Source organism: Streptomyces eurocidicus (assembly GCF_002891295.1).
In the GTDB taxonomy this organism is placed as follows: domain Bacteria; phylum Actinomycetota; class Actinomycetes; order Streptomycetales; family Streptomycetaceae; genus Streptomyces; species Streptomyces eurocidicus.
The window spans coordinates 1,074,597-1,092,583 of the sequence record NZ_LGUI01000001.1 but is presented as its reverse complement, the minus strand read 5'-3'; the positions used below and the strand labels follow the sequence as shown (position 1 = coordinate 1,092,583).

Annotated in this window: 12 protein-coding genes; 8 read left to right on the top strand and 4 right to left on the bottom strand. The window is 74.9% G+C overall.

Annotation, left to right across the window (positions count from 1 at the left end):
* The first annotated feature begins 69 nt into the window (after nucleotides 1-69).
* Nucleotides 70-1,266, top strand: a complete 1,197-nt coding sequence (locus tag AF335_RS33930; protein ID WP_146045428.1) for a hypothetical protein — start codon at nucleotides 70-72, stop codon at nucleotides 1,264-1,266.
* Here AF335_RS33930 and AF335_RS04910 read toward each other — a convergent pair.
* Nucleotides 1,194-1,739 (bottom strand): GtrA family protein, encoded by a 546-nt coding sequence (locus AF335_RS04910; RefSeq protein WP_376697883.1) that lies wholly within the window; start codon nucleotides 1,737-1,739, stop codon nucleotides 1,194-1,196. The two genes, AF335_RS33930 and AF335_RS04910, sit on opposite strands and share 73 nt — an antisense overlap.
* 372 nt (nucleotides 1,740-2,111) lie before the next feature.
* Between AF335_RS04910 and manB the strand changes: the two genes are divergently transcribed.
* From manB to AF335_RS04880, 6 genes are all read left to right on the top strand, one after another.
* Nucleotides 2,112-3,191, top strand: a complete 1,080-nt coding sequence (manB, locus tag AF335_RS04905; protein WP_102916940.1) for a mannose-1-phosphate guanylyltransferase — start codon at nucleotides 2,112-2,114, stop codon at nucleotides 3,189-3,191.
* 244 nt (nucleotides 3,192-3,435) lie between these two features.
* A complete protein-coding gene (locus AF335_RS04900; RefSeq protein ID WP_102916939.1) occupies nucleotides 3,436-4,242 on the top strand; it encodes a polyprenol monophosphomannose synthase in 807 nt (268 codons plus the stop codon).
* Between the two features lie 103 nt (nucleotides 4,243-4,345).
* Nucleotides 4,346-5,797 (top strand): hypothetical protein, encoded by a 1,452-nt coding sequence (locus tag AF335_RS04895; protein ID WP_102917062.1) that lies wholly within the window; start codon nucleotides 4,346-4,348, stop codon nucleotides 5,795-5,797.
* Complete coding sequence (locus AF335_RS04890) at nucleotides 5,794-7,455, top strand: glycosyltransferase family 87 protein (protein WP_244926907.1); 1,662 nt, start codon at nucleotides 5,794-5,796, stop codon at nucleotides 7,453-7,455. The genes AF335_RS04895 and AF335_RS04890 overlap by 4 nt, the downstream gene beginning before the upstream one ends.
* Before the next feature lie 3 nt (nucleotides 7,456-7,458).
* Entirely contained in the window at nucleotides 7,459-10,386 is a 2,928-nt protein-coding gene (locus AF335_RS04885; protein WP_102916938.1) for a bifunctional glycosyltransferase/CDP-glycerol:glycerophosphate glycerophosphotransferase, read from the top strand.
* On the top strand, nucleotides 10,387-11,574 hold the full coding sequence (locus tag AF335_RS04880; RefSeq protein WP_102916937.1) for a glycosyltransferase: 1,188 nt from the start codon (nucleotides 10,387-10,389) through the stop codon (nucleotides 11,572-11,574).
* A gap of 138 nt (nucleotides 11,575-11,712) precedes the next feature.
* Here the strand turns inward: AF335_RS04880 and AF335_RS04875 are convergent, their stop codons facing one another.
* Complete coding sequence (locus tag AF335_RS04875) at nucleotides 11,713-13,587, bottom strand: glycosyltransferase family 2 protein (RefSeq protein ID WP_228773544.1); 1,875 nt, start codon at nucleotides 13,585-13,587, stop codon at nucleotides 11,713-11,715.
* A gap of 160 nt (nucleotides 13,588-13,747) precedes the next feature.
* On the opposite strand from AF335_RS04875, the gene AF335_RS35380 reads away from it, so the two are divergent.
* A complete protein-coding gene (locus AF335_RS35380) occupies nucleotides 13,748-15,652 on the top strand; it encodes a glycosyltransferase family 39 protein (protein ID WP_411158115.1) in 1,905 nt (634 codons plus the stop codon).
* Nucleotides 15,653-15,771: 119 nt separating this feature from the next.
* Here the strand turns inward: AF335_RS35380 and AF335_RS04865 are convergent, their stop codons facing one another.
* Complete coding sequence (locus tag AF335_RS04865) at nucleotides 15,772-16,653, bottom strand: carbohydrate ABC transporter permease (RefSeq protein WP_102916935.1); 882 nt, start codon at nucleotides 16,651-16,653, stop codon at nucleotides 15,772-15,774.
* On the bottom strand, nucleotides 16,650-17,927 hold the full coding sequence (locus AF335_RS04860; RefSeq protein WP_244926906.1) for a carbohydrate ABC transporter permease: 1,278 nt from the start codon (nucleotides 17,925-17,927) through the stop codon (nucleotides 16,650-16,652). Before AF335_RS04860 ends, AF335_RS04865 begins: the two co-directional genes overlap by 4 nt.
* Between the last annotated feature and the right edge of the window lie 60 nt (nucleotides 17,928-17,987).

Below are 17,987 nucleotides of genomic sequence, written 5' to 3'. Positions count from 1 at the left end.
TGGGCGGCCCCGGGGAGAAACCCCCGGGGCCGCCCCTTTTGTAGGGTTGAATCGTGTTAAGAGAGACGGATGAAGGTCGTCTCTCGGCTCGAACCCGCTCCGGTGCCCCGGCGGGCCGCCCGAGCCTGGTCCCCCGCCCCGGCGCGCCGGGAGGCGGCCCTTGCGGCCGTCCTCTACCTCGCGGTCGCCTCCGTCGGCTTCGCGACGCTGCTGCTGGTCGGCCATCACCTCGGGCGTGGCCCCGAGGAGCTGCTGCGCCGCTGGGACAGCGGCAACTACCTGCATATCGCGGGCCACGGCTATCCGCGCGAGATCGTCTACCGCGACGACGGTGAACCGGCGTTCAGCAGACTCGCCTTCTTCCCGCTCGTACCGGCGCTCATCAGGGGCGTGCACCTCTTGACCGCGCTCCCTTTGGCGTACGCCGGGGTGGTGGTCTCCTTCTGTGCCGCCGCGGTGGCCGCCTCCGGTGTGTACGTGCTCGTGCGCGCCATAGGCGGGCGCCCCGGCGCCGGGTACGCGTGTGTGGCGCTCTGGGCCTGCTCGCCGTACGCGTTCGCACTGTGGGTGCCGTACTCGGAGGCGGTCTTCAGCGCCGCCCTGGTGTGGGCGATGGTCGCCCTGCTGGCCCGGCGCTGGCTGAGCGCCGCCGCGCTGTGCGTGGTGGCGGGCGCCGTCCGGCCGACCGCCACGGTGCTGATCGGCACGGTGGCCCTGGCCGCCGGCTGGGCGGTGGTGCGCCGCCGGGACGGCTGGCGGCCGTGGGTCGCGCTGCTCGTGGCGCCGCTGGGGCTCCTGGGCAGCTGGCTCTTCCTGGGTGCCAAGGTGGGCCGGGTGGACGGCTGGTTCGAGGCCGAGCGGGCCTGGGGGCAGTCGTTCGACTTCGGCCGGGGCACGGCGCACTTCCTGAAGGACGTGCTGCTCTACGAGCGGGCCGGCCGGCTCTCCGACGTGCGCGGTGCCGTGGTGCTCGGCCTGGTGGTGCTCACGGCCGTCGCGGTGCTCGCCCTGGCGCTGGACCGGAGCGTGCCGTGGCCGCTGGTGGCGCTGCTCGCGGGGGCCTGGCTGCTGATGGTCGGCACACCGGGCTCGCCGCTCTCCAAGCCACGCTTCATGCTGCCGTTCCTGCCGGTTCCGTTGCTGTTGGCGGCCCGTCCGCTCGCACGTGCTCGGCTAGGGGTGCGGGTGTGTCTCTACGGTGGAGGTGCGGTGGTCTCGGGGTGGTACGCGGCGGGATTGCTCTTGGTGTTCGAGGGATCGCCGTGATGCGGGGGACCGTCGTGGCGAGAGACACCGTCCTGACGTGCGGGCCCGTCGTGCCGCGCCTCCCGGGCGTGCCGCGGCAGCGCTCTGAACACCCAGGCGCGGTAGGACCAGAAGCGGAACAGCGTGGCGGCCCCGATGCCCAGGAACTTGAACAGGTTGTTCTGGAACGGGGTGTCCCAGCCGAAGCCGTAGGTGGCGACGTAGAGGACGCCGTTCTCGATGACCAGCCCCACGGCGCTGAAGGCGGCGAAGAGGGCGATCTCCCGGCTGCGGTGGCTCTTGTCGCGGTCCTTGTAGGCGAAATGGCGCAGCCCCAGGTAGTTGAAGGCGATGGCGACCAGCGTCGCGATCACGCTGCACCGCACGACCGGCAGCCCCGTGGCCGTACGGCAGATGTTGAAGACCGCGAGGTTGACGAAGATGCCCAGGCCGCCGACCGTGCCGAACTTCGCGAACTCCCTCCCGAGGGCCAGCAGCCGCGCCGGGCCGGAGACGGGCGGGCCCTCGGGCGCCGACTCCGCCTGCGGGGCGGCCGGGCTCGGCGGGGTGGTCGATGCGGGCGGGGCGGTCGGTGTCGCGGGGTCCCCCGGCTCTTCGGGGGTCCCGGGTGTCCTCGGTCGCAGGGGTCGCAAGGGCCTCTCCCGATATGTTCGCCACGCAAAAGCAGACATTTTCCAGCAGAGAATAGATTGTAGTGTAAATTGCCGCGAAAACTGACAAAACGGTACAGCGGTAATGGTGACGGTACCCCTGGCGGTGCCGGTGGAACAGCCGGCGGCGGCATCGGCCGAGACGCCGATGGCGGGGCCCGCGGCGACAGCGACGACAACGGCGAGGACAGTGGCATGACAGAGGCGGTTCTGCTCGTCGGCGGCAAGGGGACCCGGCTCCAGCCGCTCACCCTCACCACCCCCAAGCCGATGGTCCCGGCCGCCGGGGTGCCCTTCCTCGCCCATCAGCTGGCCCGCGCCAGAGACGCCGGCGTCCGCCATGTCGTACTGGCCACGTCCTATCTGGCCGAGGTCTTCGAGCCCTACTTCGGCGACGGCTCCGCCCACGGGCTGCGCCTGACCTATGTCACCGAGGACGTGCCGCTGGGCACGGGCGGCGCGGTCCGCGCGGCGGCGGACGCCCTCGCCTCGGGCCCGGCCGACCCCGTGCTCGTACTCAACGGCGACATCCTCAGCGGACTCGACCTCGGGGGTCTGCTGCACCGTCACGAGCGGGCGGGGGCCGACGTCACCCTGCACCTCACCAGGGCCGAGGACCCCCGGGCCTTCGGCCTGGTGCCCACCGGCCCCGGTGGGCGGGTGCTGGCCTTCACCGAGAAGCCCCGGCGGCCCGAGGAGTTTGTCACCGACCAGGTCAACGCCGGTGTCTACGTCTTCCGGCGCGAGGTCATGGACACCATTCCGGCCGGCCGCCCGGTCTCCCTGGAGCGCGAGACCTTCCCCGGGCTGCTGGCCGCCGGAGCGCTGCTGCACGGCGTCGTCGACACCTCGTACTGGCTGGACCTGGGCCGCCCCGCCTCCTTCGTCCAGGCATCGGCCGACCTCGTACGGGGCGTCGTCCGGTCGCCCGCCGTCCCCGGCGAGCCGGGGGAGTTCCTGCTGCTGCCCGGCGCCCGGGTCGAGGCGGGCGCCCGGCTCGGCGGCGGCACGGTCGTCGGCGCCGGTGCCCACGTCGCGGCGGGTGCCGAGATCGAGGGTTCCGTCGTGCTGGACGGCGCCCGGGTCGGGGAGGGGGCGCGGATCCACGCCAGCATGGTCGGACGGCAGGCCAGGGTGGGCCCGCGGACGGTGCTCCACGGCGCGGTGATCGGCGACCACGCCGGGGTCGGCGCGGACAACGAGCTCCGCGACGGCGCCCGCGTCTGGTGCGGCACGACCATCCCCGACGCCGCCATCCGCTTCTCCGCCGCCTGACGCCCCCGCCGCCTGACACCCCGTCGCACGCACCCGGGAACGGCCGTCCTTACGGGGAAACGGCTCTCCTTACGGGGGAACGGGCCCACCGCACCCGGAAAAGACCGCCCTTACGGGCAACGGCCCCCACCGCACCCGGAACGGTCCCCCACCGCGCCGGGTGACCGCCCACCCCGCGGCTCCGGCCACGTACGGAACCGCCCGACCCGGGAAACCCACCGGCCACACCGACAAGGACAGGCATATGAGCGCACCGCACAGCCCCGCCGCCCCGCCGCTCCCGGAGGAGTGGGCACGTACCGCGACCACCGTGGTCATGCCCACGTACAACGAGGCGGACAACCTGCCCGCGATGGCCGAGGCGCTCATGTCGCTGCCGCTGGAAGGGCTGCGGCTGCTGGTCGTCGACGACAACAGCCCCGACGGCACCGGAAAGATCGCCGAGGATCTCGCCGAGCGCTACAACACCCCGGACCGCGCCCGTATCGCCGTCCTGCACCGCACCACCAAGGACGGCCTCGGCCGCGCCTACGCCGCCGGGATGACCCGCGCCGTCGACGAAGGCGCCGCGTACGTCGTGCAGATGGATGCTGACGGCAGCCATCCGACCGGCAAGGTCGCGGAGTTGCTCGGCGTCGCCCTCGCCACCGGGGCGGACGTCGTCGTCGGCAGCCGCTACGTGCCCGGCGGCACCCTGTCCGCCGCCTGGAGCGCCCACCGCAGACTGCTCTCCCGCTGGGCCAACGCCTACGCCAGCACGATCCTGGGCACCCGCGTGCGCGACATCACCAGCGGCTTCAACCTCTGGAGCGCCGACGCGCTGCGCGCCATCGACCTCCACACCGTGGACAGCGCGGGCTACAGCTTCCAGGTTGAGATGAAGTACCGCGCGCTGCGCTCCGGCCAGAGCGTCCTGGAGGTGCCGATCCACTTCGAGGACCGGACGATCGGCGAATCGAAGATGAACCTGGCCGTACAGCTCGAATCCGTGGCCATGCCATGGCGGCTGCGCGCGAGGGCCGCCCGTGCTTCCGGCCACCGCGCCCGCTGAGCGCGTGACCCCGACCGGCACCGGGGTCCCGCCACCCGGCCCGCGCGCCCCGCGCGCCGCGGCCGCCGGCGCCGTCCTCCTGCTGGTCGTCCTCCTGCTGCTCATGGTCGTGCGGCTGCCCTGGTCCGGCGACCTCGGGATGCACGCGGCGGTGCTGGAGCGGCTGCGCGCCGACCTCGCCCACCCGGGCGACCCACTGGTCGACGAGGACGCGCCGAGCCCGTACCACTCGCCGTGGATGGTCCTGCTGGCGCTGGTCGCCTCGGCCACCGGCTGGGGGACGTTCTCCGTGCTGCGGCTGGCGGCGCTCGTGGACCTCGCCCTGCTCGTCTCCGGCGTCGCGGTGTTCGTCCGCACCTTCACCCGGGAACGGACGGCCGTACCGCTGGCACTGCTGTGCCTGCTGTTTCTCTACGGGGTGCGGCTGTTCGCGTGGAGCGGCTTCCCGGGGCTCACCTCGCTCTGCCTGACCCTGGCCTACCCGAGCACGCTCGCCCTCGGCCTCGCGTTCCACCTGTGGGCGCTGCTCCGCCGGGCCGTGGCCGGTGCCCGGGGGATCCCGGCCTTCCTCGGGCTGGGGCTGCTGCTGGCGTGGGTGCTGCTCACCCACCAGTTCACGGGCGCGGTGGCCGCGCTCGGCGCCGCCGCGATGCTGCTGGGCGCCCGGCCGTGGCCCGCCCGTACGGTCTGGCTGCGGGCCGCCGCCGGTGCGGCCCTCGCCCTGGCGGTGCCCGCCTGCTGGCCGTACTACTCCTTCTACGCGCTGCTCGGCGCGGGCGGCCTGGACGCCGTCCACCGGACCCTCTACGCCCATCTCGCGGTCAGGTTCTGCCTGGTGGCGCTCGGGGTCGCCGCCCTCGCGGCGCGCCTGCGCCGGGACCGCCGCGATCCGCTCGCGCTGTTCTTCGGGCTGGGGCTCGTCGTGTTCGCGGCCGGCGGGGTGACCGGCCACCAGGCGTGGGGGCGGATCCTGCCGGCCGTCCTCCTGCCCGCCCAGATCGCCCTCGCGCTGGAGACGGCCCGGCGGGCCGTCCTCCTCCCGCTGACGGCCGCCGCCCTGCTCGTCGGCGCGTGGGCGCAGGCCGGGGTGCTGACGTACGTGCTGCGGCCGGCCGCCGTGCCGCCCGTCCTGCGGCAGGCGGACACGATCGGGCTCTGGCCGTCCATCGGCTGGGCGGCCCGCGAGGTGCCCAAGGGGGAGACGGTGCTGACCGACGACTACTACGCGCTGCGGATGCTGCCCGCCTACGGCCCGTACACCGTCGCGCCCGCCTACCCCGATGTCTTCCTCCGCGACGAGAAGCGCCGGTGGGCCGCCACCCACCGCTACTTCGCCGCGGCGGCCTCCCGGGCCGAACGGCTCGGCGTTCTCAAGGAGTACGGCGTGCGGTGGGTGATGCAGAGGGACGGCGGCCCGGGGCTGCCGCAGGACGATCCGGTGCTGCGACGGGTGGCCGGGGGGCCGCGGGGGCTGGTGCTGTCGGAAGTGGTGCGGGGACGGCCCGCCGGTCTCTCCGGGCCCGTCGGCGGCGCGGCCCGGGCGGGTGGCCGGTGACCGCGCCCGACGCCGTCGGCCGGTGGCTGCGCGGGCGGGCGCCGTGGCCGCTGCTGGTCGCGGCGCTGGTGGTGTGCGCGCTGGACGTGGCCCGGGTGACGGAGAGCCCGCGCGTCGGCATGGACAACGCCGTCGTCGTACGCGCGGCCGAGACCCTCCTCGACGGCGGCTCACCGTACGCGGACAAACGCTTCCTCTATCTGCCGGGCGCGGTGTTCGCCGCGGTCCCCCAGACGGCGGTCGCCGAGCGGGTGCTCTTCTACGCGGTCCCCGTGGGCACCGCGCTGCTCGTCCTGGTGGGCGTGGCCCTGGCCCTGCGGATCTTCGAGGTCCGCGCGGACAGCCGGCTGGCGGTGGCCGTCATCGCCGGTCTCGGCGTGTTCCTGCCCTTCCACGGCCTTGTCCACCTCGGCAACTGGACGGTCGTCTCCGTCGTCGCCTTCCCCGCCGCGCTGCTGCTGATCCGGCGGGGGCGCTGGTGCGCGGCGGCGGGCGTGATCGGCGTGGCGGTGGCGCTCAAGCCGATGCTCGTGCCCCTCCTGCTGCTGTTCGTCCTCGCCCGGCGCCGGCGGGCGCTGGCGGTGGCCGTCGGGGTGCCCGCCGTGGTGTCCTCGCTGTCCGCCCTGGCCATGCCGCGGCCGGGGCTGTTCTTCACCCGGACGCTGCCGTTCCTGCTGCACGGTCAGGACGCGTACGCACGACCGTTCGACGCCTCGTGGCCGGCCGTGCTGCCCCGGCTCGGGGTGCCCCAGCCCGTGGCCTTCGGGCTGGCGGCGCTGGCGGCGGGGACGGTGCTGCTCTGCGCCCGGGCCCGGTGGCGAGCAGGGGGGAACGCCGAGCTGCGGCTGGTGGAGTGCGCGTCGCTGCTGATGCTGGCGGCGTTCCTGGTGTCCCGGCCGTCGTTCCTCCACTACATGCTGGTGGTGCTGCCGTCGCTGGTGGCGTCGGTGGTGGTGCGCGGGGCGGCGGCGCGGTCGGTGTGGTTCTGGCTGGCGCTGCTTCCGCAGTTCATCGGGGTGCACTGGCCGTACGTGGAGGGCTCGCGGCGGCACGCCTTCAAGGACATCGTCATGATCACGGGGGTGGCGGGGGCGCTGTGCCTGCACATCTGGCGGGGGCGTACGCGGGGGAGGGTCGGGGCACGGGGCCGGGAGGCCGGCGGGGTCTCCGGCGGGGCGGCCGGGGCGGTCCCGGGCCGGGTGGGTGGTGGTGTCTTCGGTCGGTCGGGCGACGGTGCCCCCGGTCGGGGAGCCGACGGAGACTCCGGTGGGGCGGCCGAGGTGGTTCCGGGCCGGGTGGGTGGTGGTGTCTTCGGTCGGTCGGGCGACGGTGCCCCCGGTCGGGGAGCCGACGGAGACTCCGGTGGGGCGGCCGAGGCGGTTCCCGTCCGGGCGGGCGACGGCGCCTCCGGCGTGGCGGGCGCCGATGCCCTCGGGCGGGAGGCTGACGGGGCCTCCGACCGGGAGGCCGGCGGGGAATCCGGTCGGGCCGTCGAGGGAGGCCGGGAAGGGGCCGGGGCCCTCGACGAGTCCCCTGGTGGGGCCACCGATGGAGCCGCCCGCGAGACCATCGACGAGGTGACTGTCAGTGGTCGCGTCTACTCTCTTCGTAGTGACCGCGATCCGCCGGATCGCGCCGATCGCTCGGAATTGAGGTGACTTGTGCCCACTGCCCGTCCTGTCCCCCACCCCGACGTCACCGTGGTCGTGATCGTCTACAACGACGCGGAGCGGCTGCCGCGCGCCGTGCGGTCCGTGCTCGGCCAGTCGCTGCGCAACCTCGAAGTGATCATCGTCGACGACTGCTCGACCGACGGCACCCGCGTCACCGCCCGGCGGCTCGCCGCGTCCGACCGCCGGGTGCGCTGTCTGCGCCTGCCCGTCAACAGCGGCGGCTGCGGCGCCCCGCGCAACGCCGGCATCGAGGCCGCCGCCGCGCCTTATGTGATGTTCCTGGACAGCGACGACGAACTGCCGTACCACGCCTGCAAATCACTCCTGCTCACCGCCGAGGAGACCGGCGCCGACCTGGTCACCGGCGAGGTCACCCGGAACTTCGAGGAGACCGGCACCACCGGCCTCTGGTACCCCGAGCTCTTCGGCGACGTCCGGGTGGTCGAAGGCATCCGCGCCGCCCCCGAGTACTTCCTCGACCACCTCTCCACCAACAAGCTCTACCGCGCCGACTTCCTCGCCCGCCACCGGCTGCGCTTCCCCGAGGGCGTCCACTACGAGGACCAGCTCTTCTCCGCCCAGGCGTTCACCCTCGCCCGCAGTTTCGCGGTCGTCCCCTGGCCCGTCTACACCTGGTGGCTCGCCGCCGACCCCGACCGGCTGTCCATCTCCTCCAGCCGGCACCACATCCGGAACGTCGCGGACCGCCTCCTCGCCGCGCGGCTCATCGACGCCTTCCTGGAGGAGAGCGGCAACGCCGACCTCCGCCCCGCCAAGGACGAGAAGTTCCTCCGCCACGACCTCCGCCTCTACCTCGGCGACCTGCCCTTCCGCGAGCTGTGGTGGATCACGGAGTTCGCCGCCGTCGTCACCCCCTACCTGCGCACCCTCGCCCCCCGGGCGCTCGCCGCGATGCCACGCGAACAGCGGATCTGCCAGTACCTGCTGGGCGCCGGCCGGTTCGCCGAGGCCGCCGAGTGCGCCCGCACCCTCGACCGCCCGCACCTCGCCCCCCGCCACGTCGTCCGGGACGGCGGGCGCGTCCACTGGGGGCGGACGCCGCCCGAGGACCCCGAGGCCGCCGCCTGCCTCGACGTCACCGACTGGCGCCTGGACGAACAGCCCTTCGCCACCGGCCCGCTGCGCCACGAAGTGGCGCGCGTCGACCCCGCCGGCCCCCTGCTCCGCGTCCTGCTGCACACCTACGACCCCGCCGGGCTGCTCACGGGCGCCGAGCCGGTCACCGCCGAACTGCGCATCGCCACCACGGCCGACCCCCTCGCCGTGCCCTTCCGCTACGACCCGCCCCGCCCCGGCCCGGACGGCACCCCCGGCCCCCGCACCGCCGAGATCGACCTCGACCCGCGCCGCATCCCCCTCGGCGTCACGGGCTTCCGGGGCCGCCGCCACCCCGTCGTCGTCCTCGAACGGATGGGCCTCACCCGCACCGACCCCCTCCTCGCCCCCGCCACCCTCCCTCCGCTGCGCACCCGCCTCCCGCAGTACGGCCCGCTCGGGGCCCACACCGTGCGGCTGGGCTGCGAGGGCCACGGCGCCGGCCGGCTCGAACTCACCTGGGAGCGCACCGGTGCCCTCGGCCACGCCGAGACCGCGGCCCCCCGGCTCCGCCCGGCCCGCCGCCGCGTCCAGCGGCTCACCCGCCGGGTCGCCGGGCCCCGCACCAAGGCCCTCACGTACCACGAACTCCAGCGGCTCCCCGTCGACGACACCCTCGTCGTCTTCGAGGCCCTGGAAGGCCGCGGCTACGCCGACAGCCCCCGCGCCCTGTACGAGGAGCTCCTGCGGCGCGACCTCCCGCTGCGCGCCGTATGGTCCTGCGCCGCTGGCTCCTCCTCCTACCCCGAGGACGTGCCCCTCGTCCGGCGCGGCACCTGGGAGTACGTCCGCACGCTCGCCCGCGCCCGCTACTGGATCGACTCCCACGGCTTCCCCACGCTCTACGGCAAACGCCCCGGCACCCGCTACCTCCAGACCTGGCACGGGCAGGCCCTCAAGCACATGGGCTTCGACGTCCCCGAGCTCCGCCTCGCGGGCCCCGAGCGGCAGGCGCGGCACCGCGAGGCGGTCGGCCGCTGGGACGCCCTCATCGCCCCCAGCGAGGAGTTCGAGCGCACCTTCGTCCGGGCCAACGGCTACACCGGCAGGTTGCTGCGCACCGGCCTGCCCCGCAACGACGCCCTCGTCCGCCGGAACGACCCCGAGCAGCGCGACCGCGCCGCGGCCGCCCGCGAGCGCCTCCAGATCCCCGCCGGCCGCAAGGTGCTCCTCTACGCCCCGACGTTCCGTGACGGGGCCCGCGGCACCGGCGAGTCCGTCCGGGTGGACCTCGCGGAGCTGGCGCGCCGCACCGGCGAGGAGTGGACGACCGTCGTCCGCCCGCACTACTACGAACGCTTCGACGTGCCCCGCGAACTGGGCCACGCGGTGCGCGACGGACGGCAGTTCCCCGACCTCAACGACCTGCTGCTCACCTCCGACGCGCTGCTCACGGACTACTCGTCGGTGATGTTCGACTACACCAACCTCGGCCGCCCCGTCCTGCTCTGGACCGACGACTACGCCCACTACCGCTCCACCTCCCGCGGCCTGTACTACGACCTGCCCGAGATCGCCCCCGGCCCGATGCTCACCTCGGTCGACGGGCTGGCCGCCGCGCTGGGCGACCTGGGGGCGGTGCGGGAGGAGTGGGCGGGGGCGTACGGAAGGTTCCAGGCGCGGTTCAACCCCTACGAGACGGGGCGGTCGAGCGAGGCCGTGGTCGACCTGTTCTTCGAGGAGCTCGTCCGCCCGGGGGGAGCGGGGGACGAGAGACGGGCCGCCGGTCCGCCCGCCGACGCGCCCGCCGGTCCGTCCGCCGGGCTGCTCGCCGGGCCCGCCGCCGGGGGGAGGGGCTGAATGGGCGCGCGCGACCTCTTCCTCATCGGCATCGACGTGGACTCCATGGGCGGTTCACAGCGCGTGCTGCACACCCTCGCCCAGGGCTTCGCGGAGCGCGGCCACCGCGTCGACCTGATCGGGATCCGGCCCAGCCCCGAGCCCCACACCTTCGTCGCCGACCCCGGCTACCGGCACACCACCCTCTACGCCGAGCCGCCGGCCCCGCCGTGGCGGGCCGAGTCCTTCGCCGAGCGGCTGAACCCCGCCCGGGTGCGCGCGGCGCGCTCCGACCGCCGGGAGCGGGACCGGGCCCGCGAGCGGCTGGCGGGGCGCTTCGCCGCCGCGCGGGAGGGCTGCGTCCTGATCGGCTCGCCCTGGGCGGCGGTCTGGCTGGAGGCGGTGGACCGGCCGCACCTGAAGGGCGTCGGGCAGTACCACGAGTCCTTCCTCCAGGCGTGTCACTCCGAGAACCTCCGGCTGATCCTCCGGCACTACCCGGAGCTGGAGAAGTCGGTGTTCCTGAGCGAGTCCGACGCGGCGGAGTTCCGCCGCCGACGACTGCCGAACGTGACGGTGATGCCCAACCCCCTGCCGTTCACGCCCGGTGAGCCCGCGCGCCTGGACACGCGGCGGGTGGGCGCGGTCGGGCGGCTGGAGGAGGTCAAGCGGCTGGACCGGCTCCTCGACGCGTTCGCCGAGGCGACCGGGGCCGGTGGGCCGGGCCCCCCGGACCCGGCCGGCGCGCGGCCTTCCGCAGGCGGGGGCTGGGAGCTGCACTTCTTCGGCGACGGCCCGCTGGAGCCGGAGCTCCGCGCCCGGGCCGGGCGGCTCGGCGTCGCCGACCGCGTCCGCTTCCGCGGCAGCGTGCGGGACATGGCCGCCGCCTACCGGGAGCTGTCCGTGGTCGCCCTCACCAGCGAGCGCGAGGGCCGTCCCATGGCCCTCGCGGAGGCCTCCGCGGCGGGTGTGCCGTGCGTGGGCTTCGACCTGTCGGGCGGCGTCCGGGAGCTCGTCACGGACGGCCGCACGGGCACGCTCGTCCCGCCCGGCGACACGGCCGCGTTCACCGCGGCCCTGCGCGCGCTGATGACGGACGACGCGCTGCGGGAGCGCTACGGCCGGGCGGCGCGTGAGCATGTGACGCCGCTGCGGCTGCCGGCGGTGCTGGACCGCTGGGAGGCCCTGTTCGAGGAGATCGACCGGTAGCGCGGCCGTCGCGGGACCGGGTCGGGGGAGCGGATGAGAGGGGGTGCCGGGGTGGCGGCAGGAGCCACGGGAGAGACAAAGGTGCGGAAGCGGCGCCGGGCGTGCGCCGGAAGCCGCCGGAGGTGGGGGGCCCGGCCACTACGGGGCATCGTCGGTGTCGGCGTGTGGCTCACCGTGTGTGTCGCCGGGGCGCTTCGCCGCCCGGCGCGCCCGGCGCAGGGCTATGCCGGCGGCGGAGCGTATGCCCGGTGCCAGCCGGAGGGTGAGGGAACCCGCCGCCGTGGCGTGCGGCCGGACCAGCAGCAGGCCGAAGCGCGCGCTCGGCAGGGCCGTGCGGCGCAGGGCGCCCGTGGCGCGTACGGAGGTGAGGAAGGAGTCGCCGGTCGCGCACCGCACCCGGACGCGGACGTCCCAGGACTGCGGGTCGGCACCGGCGCCGTCGCGCCGGCCGAGCGCCGCGAGCGCGCCGAGGCCCAGGGCGACCGTCGCGGTCCAGGCGGCCTCCTCGCCGGTTCCTCCGGCGGTCAGCGGCACGTTCCGCCGCAGCGTGACCGTGCCGTCCCGGCGGCGGAGGGCGACCTCGGCGCCGCGCGGCGGGTCGGCGCCGAGCCGCCCGTAGAGATCGTGCACCCGCAGCCGCAGCTCGGCGCGGGGGCCGGTCGGCAGGTGGCGGGGCCGGGGTCCGGCGGGCGCGGCCGGGCCGGACGTCCCGGCCGGAGCCGGGCTCTCCGGCGGGCGGAGGCCGTCACAGCCGTCACCGGGCCCCTCCTGAAGGCCGCCGTCCCCGGGACGGCGGCGGAGGCCGAGGCCGGGGAACGCCGTCGCGCGCAGCTCCCCGTCGACGGTCACCGGGAGGTGGGCGGTGGGCACCGCCGCCGGGCCCGTGAGGCCGTCCAAGGGGGCTCCGGGGAGGTCCGGGGCCCAGACCGGGGCGCCGTCCGCCGTCGCGTACGGCGGCAGCAGCCGTGGCGGGTGGGCGGCGAGCTGGGCCAGGCGCTCCAGGTCGCGCGGGGCACCGGCCGTCAGTACGGCGCGGGCGATCCAGCGGGCCGGCGGGCGCGCGGCCCGCAGCTCCGCCTCCTCGTACGTGCCGAGGTAGTCCCGGGTCGTCCGCCACCACTCCGCCCGGTACCCGGGCCCCCGCGCGGGCAGTTCGCGGACGTACATGCGCAGGTCGTGGTCGAGGAACTTCACCCGGGCGGCGCGTGCGAGTGGCTCGCTGCCCGCGTCGCGGAAGATCTCCACGCTCCGCCGGTGGGCCCGCACACGGGCCTGCCAGTTGGCGACCCGTTCGCGGTCCAGGGAGATCGAGGGCGCGGCCGCGTCGCGCCGCACGTGCCAGAGATAGACCGTGTCCGGGACGGTCGCCACGCGCGGCAGGGCCGCCAGCACCCGGGCCGTGAAGACGAAGTCCTCGTAGATGAAGGGACCTTCGGGAAAGGTGATGCCGTGCTCGGCGAGGAAGGCGTGCGCGTACAGCTTGTTGACGCAGAGCGTGTCGTGGAGGAGCGCCGGCCGGTGCTCGGGGGAGCGGTGGACGGCGGCCCGCCGGTAGAGGCCGGGCTGCCAGCGGGTGTCGCGGCCCTGGGGCAGCTCGCGGCGGACGCACAGCCCGGCCGCCACCGGCGCGTCGTACCGCAGCGCGGCCCGCAGGAGGGCCGCCGCCGCGCCCTCGGGCAGGGTGTCGTCGCTGTCCAGGAACATCACGTACGGCGCGGTGGCGGCCCGCAGGCCGTCGTTGCGCGGCGCGCCGCAGCCCCCGCTGTTGACGGCGCGGTGGATCACCCGCAGACGCGGTTCGCGGGTGGCCAGTCCGTCCAGGACCGGGCCCGTGCGGTCGGTGGAGGCGTCGTCGACGGCGACGACCTCGGCGACGGCCGGCCCCTGGGCGAGGGCGGAGCGCACGGCGTCGGCGATGTGCGCGGCGTCGTCGAAGCCGATGACGACCACGCTGACCTGCCCGGGGGGCACGCCCGGGACGGGGTCCGGGGTGCCGCTGCGCCACGCCTCCATGACAGACATTTCTATCCAAACAAACATATTTATGCCGTGTTCGCAGGCATTAGCGGCATCAGAGGCATCGGAGGTGCCAGAGGTGCCAGAGGTGCCAGAGGTGCTCAAGCCAGTCGAGCCGACCGAGCCGGTCGGGGAAGCCGAGGCAGTCATGCGACCCGTGGCTGAACGCGGCGGGCGGCGGGCGGCGGTGCCCGGTCCGCCCGACCCCGTCCGCCCGTCCGACTCATCCGACCCGTCCAACCCGTCTAACCTGTCCGGCCCGTCTGCCCCACCCCGCTCGGCCGGCCCGCCCCGCCGCGCCGCCGTCCTCGCCGTCGTCACCCCCGTCGCCGTCATGCTCGTCCTCGGGCTCTGGGGGCTGGACCGGGGCACGATGTGGCGGGACGAGAGCGCCACCTTCCAGATCGCCCGCCGCTCCCTGCCCGAGATCTGGCACGCCCTCGGCACCGTCGACGCCGTCCACGGTCTCTACTACCTGCTGATGCATGCCGTCCTGGCCGTCCGGGACGACGAGATCGCCCTCCGGCTGCCGTCCGTCGCCGCCTCCGCCGCCACGGTCGCGCTCGTCGCCGCCCTCGGCTGCCGCCTCGCCCGCCCGCGCGTGGGCCTGTGGGCCGGGCTGCTCTACGCCACCACGCCCTTCGTCAGCCACTACGCGCAGGAGGCCCGTTCGTACGCCATGGTCGCCGCCGGGGCGGCGCTCGCCACCTGGCTGCTGGTCCGCGCCGTCGAGCGCGGCTCACCGGGGCGCTGGGCGGGCTACGGCGCGGTGGTCGCCGGGACGGCGCTGCTCCACGAGTTCGCGATCCTGCTGGCGGCCGCGCACGCGGTGACGTTGCTGGTCTCCCGGGTGCCGTGGCGGACCTGGCGGGCCTGGGCGTGCGCGGTGGCCGGTTGCTGTCTGGCGCTGCTGCCGCTGGCGGTCGTCTCACGGGCGCAGAGCGCGCAGGTGTCGTGGATCAGGACGCCGGGGCGGCGGGAGGCGGAGGCGCTGCTGTACGCGTTCGCGGGGCCGGGCGAGCCGGTCCTGACGGTCACGCTGGTGCTGGCGGGAGTGTCCCTGCTGGCGCCCTCGGCAGGCCGGGCGTGGCGGCTCCTCGCTCCGGCCCGCCCGTTCCCGCCGTACCGACGGGCGGCCCGGCCGCGCGGCGGGGACGGGCCCCCGGTGCCCCTCGCACGCTCGGCGCGGCCTCCCCGCACGCCCGCCGGGCCGGATCCCGCCCCCGAGAGGCCGGCGCCCCCCGCCCGCTGGTCGCTCGGCCGGGTGTCCGGGGGAGGCCGGGCCGCGCGGTTCCGGGCGGTGTTCGGGCACGTCGGACGCGTCCAGCACGTCGGGGACGTCAGGCACGTCAGGGACGTCGGGCCCGTCCGGCCCGGAGCCCCGGTCTCCTTGAACGCCGTGGCGTGGCCGCTCGCCGTCGTGCCGCCCGTGCTCCTCTTCGGCGCCGCGCAGTACCAGCCGCTGTTCCTCGACCGCTATCTGCTCTTCTGCCTGGCCGGGGTGCCGCTGCTCGCCGCCTCCGGCGCCGATCGCCTCGTCGCGGCGTTCCGGCCGCCCGGGACCCGGGCGTGGCGGCGGGCCGTGGCCGCGGCCGGTGCGCTGGCCGTCGTGGCGGCCTTCGCCTGCCAGCTCCCCGCGCAGCGGCGCGAGCGCCTGCCCGTCAGCCGGGGTGACGAGCTGGCCCCGGTCGCCGCCCTCGTCGGGCGGCTGGCCGGGCCGGGTGACGCGGTGCTCTTCCTCCCCCTGCACGAACGCCGTGTCTCCCTGGCCTACCCCCGCGACTTCACGGGCCTGCGCGACCTCACCCTCGACCGGTCGCCCGCCGCCTCCGGCACCCTCTTCGGCGAGGAGGTCACCACCGGCGCGCTGCGCGACCGCCTGGCCCGGCTCCCCCCGGGCAGCCGGGTCTGGGTGGTCCAGGACACCGCGACCGTCGGCACCCGCTGGTTTCGTGCCCAGCGCGCCGAGTACGCCAAGACGACCGTGCTCGACCGGTTCTGCGAGGAGGGGTCCTCGGTGTTCGTGCGCGGGGGCGCGGTCACGCTCCGCGTACGCCGCTGAGGGAGGCGCTCCACCGGCGGGCCCGGCGCGGCCCGCCTCATTCCACCGGGCCCGTCGGCAGGTCCGGCGTTCCCCGCCTCACCCCACCGGGCCCGCCGACGGGCCCGGCGTGCCCCGCCTCACTTCACCGCGCCCGCCATCACTCCGCTGACGAACTGACGCTGGAAGGCGAAGAAGACCGCGAGGGGGACGGCCATGGAGAGGAAGGCACCCGAGGCGAGGATGTCGATGTTGTCGCCGAACTGCCGCACCTGCTGCTGGAGCGCGACCGTGATCGGCGGGTTCCCGCTGTCGGCGAAGATCAGGGCGATCAGCATGTCGTTCCACACCCACAGGAACTGGAAGATGCCGAGCGAGGCGATCGCCGGGCCGCCCAGCGGGAGCACCACCCGCAGGAACAGCCGGAGTTCGCCCGCGCCGTCCAGCCGGGCCGCCTCCAGCAGCTCGCGGGGGATCTCCGCGAAGAAGTTCCGCAGCAGGAAGACCGCGAACGGCAGCCCGAAGGCGGTGTGGAAGAGCACCACGCCCGGCGTCGACTCGAAGATGCCCAGGGAGTCGAACAGCTTGGCGACCGGGATCAGCGCGACCTGCACCGGCACGACCAGCAGGCCCACGACGGCCATGAACCACCAGTCCCGGCCGGGGAAGTCCAGCCAGGCGAAGGCGTAGCCGGCCAGCGCGCCGACGAGCACCACCAGCACCGTGGCCGGCACGGTGATCAGGGCCGTGGTGAGGAGGGACTTCATCACCGTGTCGTTGGAGAAGAGGGTGCTGTAGCTCTCGGTGGTGAGCTGCGCCGGGTGGCTCAGCACCTTCCACCACCCCGAGGCCGCGATGTCGCTCTTGTCGCGGAAGGAGGAGAGCAGCAGCCCCACGGTCGGCGTCAGCCAGAACAGCCCGACGACGATCAGGAAGAGGCGCATCACGCCACCGCCGAGCCGCCCGGCGATCCGCGCCGGCAGCGACCGCTTGGCCCGTACGGCCGTGTCCAGGGTGGTCATCGCTGCCGCTCCCTTCGGATCCGCCTGAGATTCACCAGCATCACCGGCAGCACGAGTACCAGGAGGAAGACGGCGATGGCGCTGCCGACACCCTGGTTGACGTCCGTACCGAAGGAGGACTGGTACAGCTGGAGCGCCAGTACATTGGCGTTGTCGAGGCTCGCGCCGGGCGCGATGATGTAGACGAGGTCGAAGATCTTCAGCACGTTGATCATCAGCGTGACGAGGACGACCCCGAGGACCGGAGCCAGCAGCGGCACCGTCACCCGGCGGAAGACCTGCCACTCGTTCGCGCCGTCCACCCGCGCGGCCTCCAGGAGTTCGCGCGGCACGCTCGCCAGGCCCGCCGCGATGAGGACCATCGCGAAGCCCGCCCACATCCAGACGTACGCGCCGATGATCGCCGGGGTGACCAGCGAGGGGCCCAGCCAGTCGACGCCGTTGTAGGGCGCGGCGAAGTTCGAGGCCGGCAGCGACAGCAGGGCGCCGTCCGCCGACTTCGGGAGGGTGAAGGTGCCGTCGGCGGCGGAGGTCGCGGAGGCGACGGTCCGGCCGTCCCTGACCGCCTCCACCGTCACGCCCTTCAGTGCCTTCTCACCCGGGTCGATCACCCCCGGCGTGCCCCCGCCGCCCCGGGTGAAGTCCCGCCACACCGTCCCGGTGACGTTCCCGGCCGCCTCCCGGGGCGCGGCGGCGTCCTTCGCGCCCTTCAGGTCCTTGGGCTTCGCCCCCACCAGCGGCAGGACGGCCGGGGTGCCGGCCTTCACCACCGTCCGGGTGGTGAACGCCCCGCCGGCCCCGGTGAGCAGCTTGTCGTCCCTGGGATGCGCGCCGGGGAAGGGCGCGGGGGCCTTGAAGGTGTCGTGGATGCCCACCCACACGGCGTTCGCGACGCCGCGGTCGGGGTTCTGCTCGTACACCAGCCGGAAGATGATGCCCGCGGCGAGCATCGAGATCGCCATCGGCATAAAGACGACGATCTTGAACGCCGTGCCCCAGCGCACCCGTTCGGTGAGCACCGCGAAGATCAGCCCCAGCGCCGTGGCGACCGACGGTGCGACGATCACCCAGATGACGTTGTTCTTCAGGGCCGTGCGGATCCGCTCGTCGGTGAAGACCTCGTGGTAGTTGTCGACGCCCGCGAAGCCGTCGCCGGAGGCGTCGAGGAAGCTGCGGTAGACGGAATAGCCGATGGGATAGACGACGAGGGCGCCGAGCAGCGCCAGCGCCGGGAGCAGGAACAGCGCGGCGACCCAGGGCCGGGTCCCGAGCACGCCCCTGGGCTTCTTCCCGGCCGGGGAGGCGGCGGACGAGGCGGGGGGAGGGGCGGGACG

What these genes read in the sequence shown, in the direction of transcription:
- AF335_RS33930 (WP_146045428.1), top strand. Translation starts at nt 70, where the DNA reads ATGAAGGTCGTCTCTCGGCTCGAACCCGCTCCGGTGCCCCGGCGGGCC.
- manB (WP_102916940.1), top strand. Translation starts at nt 2,112, where the DNA reads ATGACAGAGGCGGTTCTGCTCGTCGGCGGCAAGGGGACCCGGCTCCAG.
- AF335_RS04900 (WP_102916939.1), top strand. Translation starts at nt 3,436, where the DNA reads ATGAGCGCACCGCACAGCCCCGCCGCCCCGCCGCTCCCGGAGGAGTGG.
- AF335_RS04895 (WP_102917062.1), top strand. Translation starts at nt 4,346, where the DNA reads ATGGTCGTGCGGCTGCCCTGGTCCGGCGACCTCGGGATGCACGCGGCG.
- AF335_RS04880 (WP_102916937.1), top strand. Translation starts at nt 10,387, where the DNA reads ATGGGCGCGCGCGACCTCTTCCTCATCGGCATCGACGTGGACTCCATG.
- AF335_RS04875 (WP_228773544.1), bottom strand. Translation starts at nt 13,587, where the DNA reads ATGGAGGCGTGGCGCAGCGGCACCCCGGACCCCGTCCCGGGCGTGCCC.
- AF335_RS04865 (WP_102916935.1), bottom strand. Translation starts at nt 16,653, where the DNA reads ATGACCACCCTGGACACGGCCGTACGGGCCAAGCGGTCGCTGCCGGCG.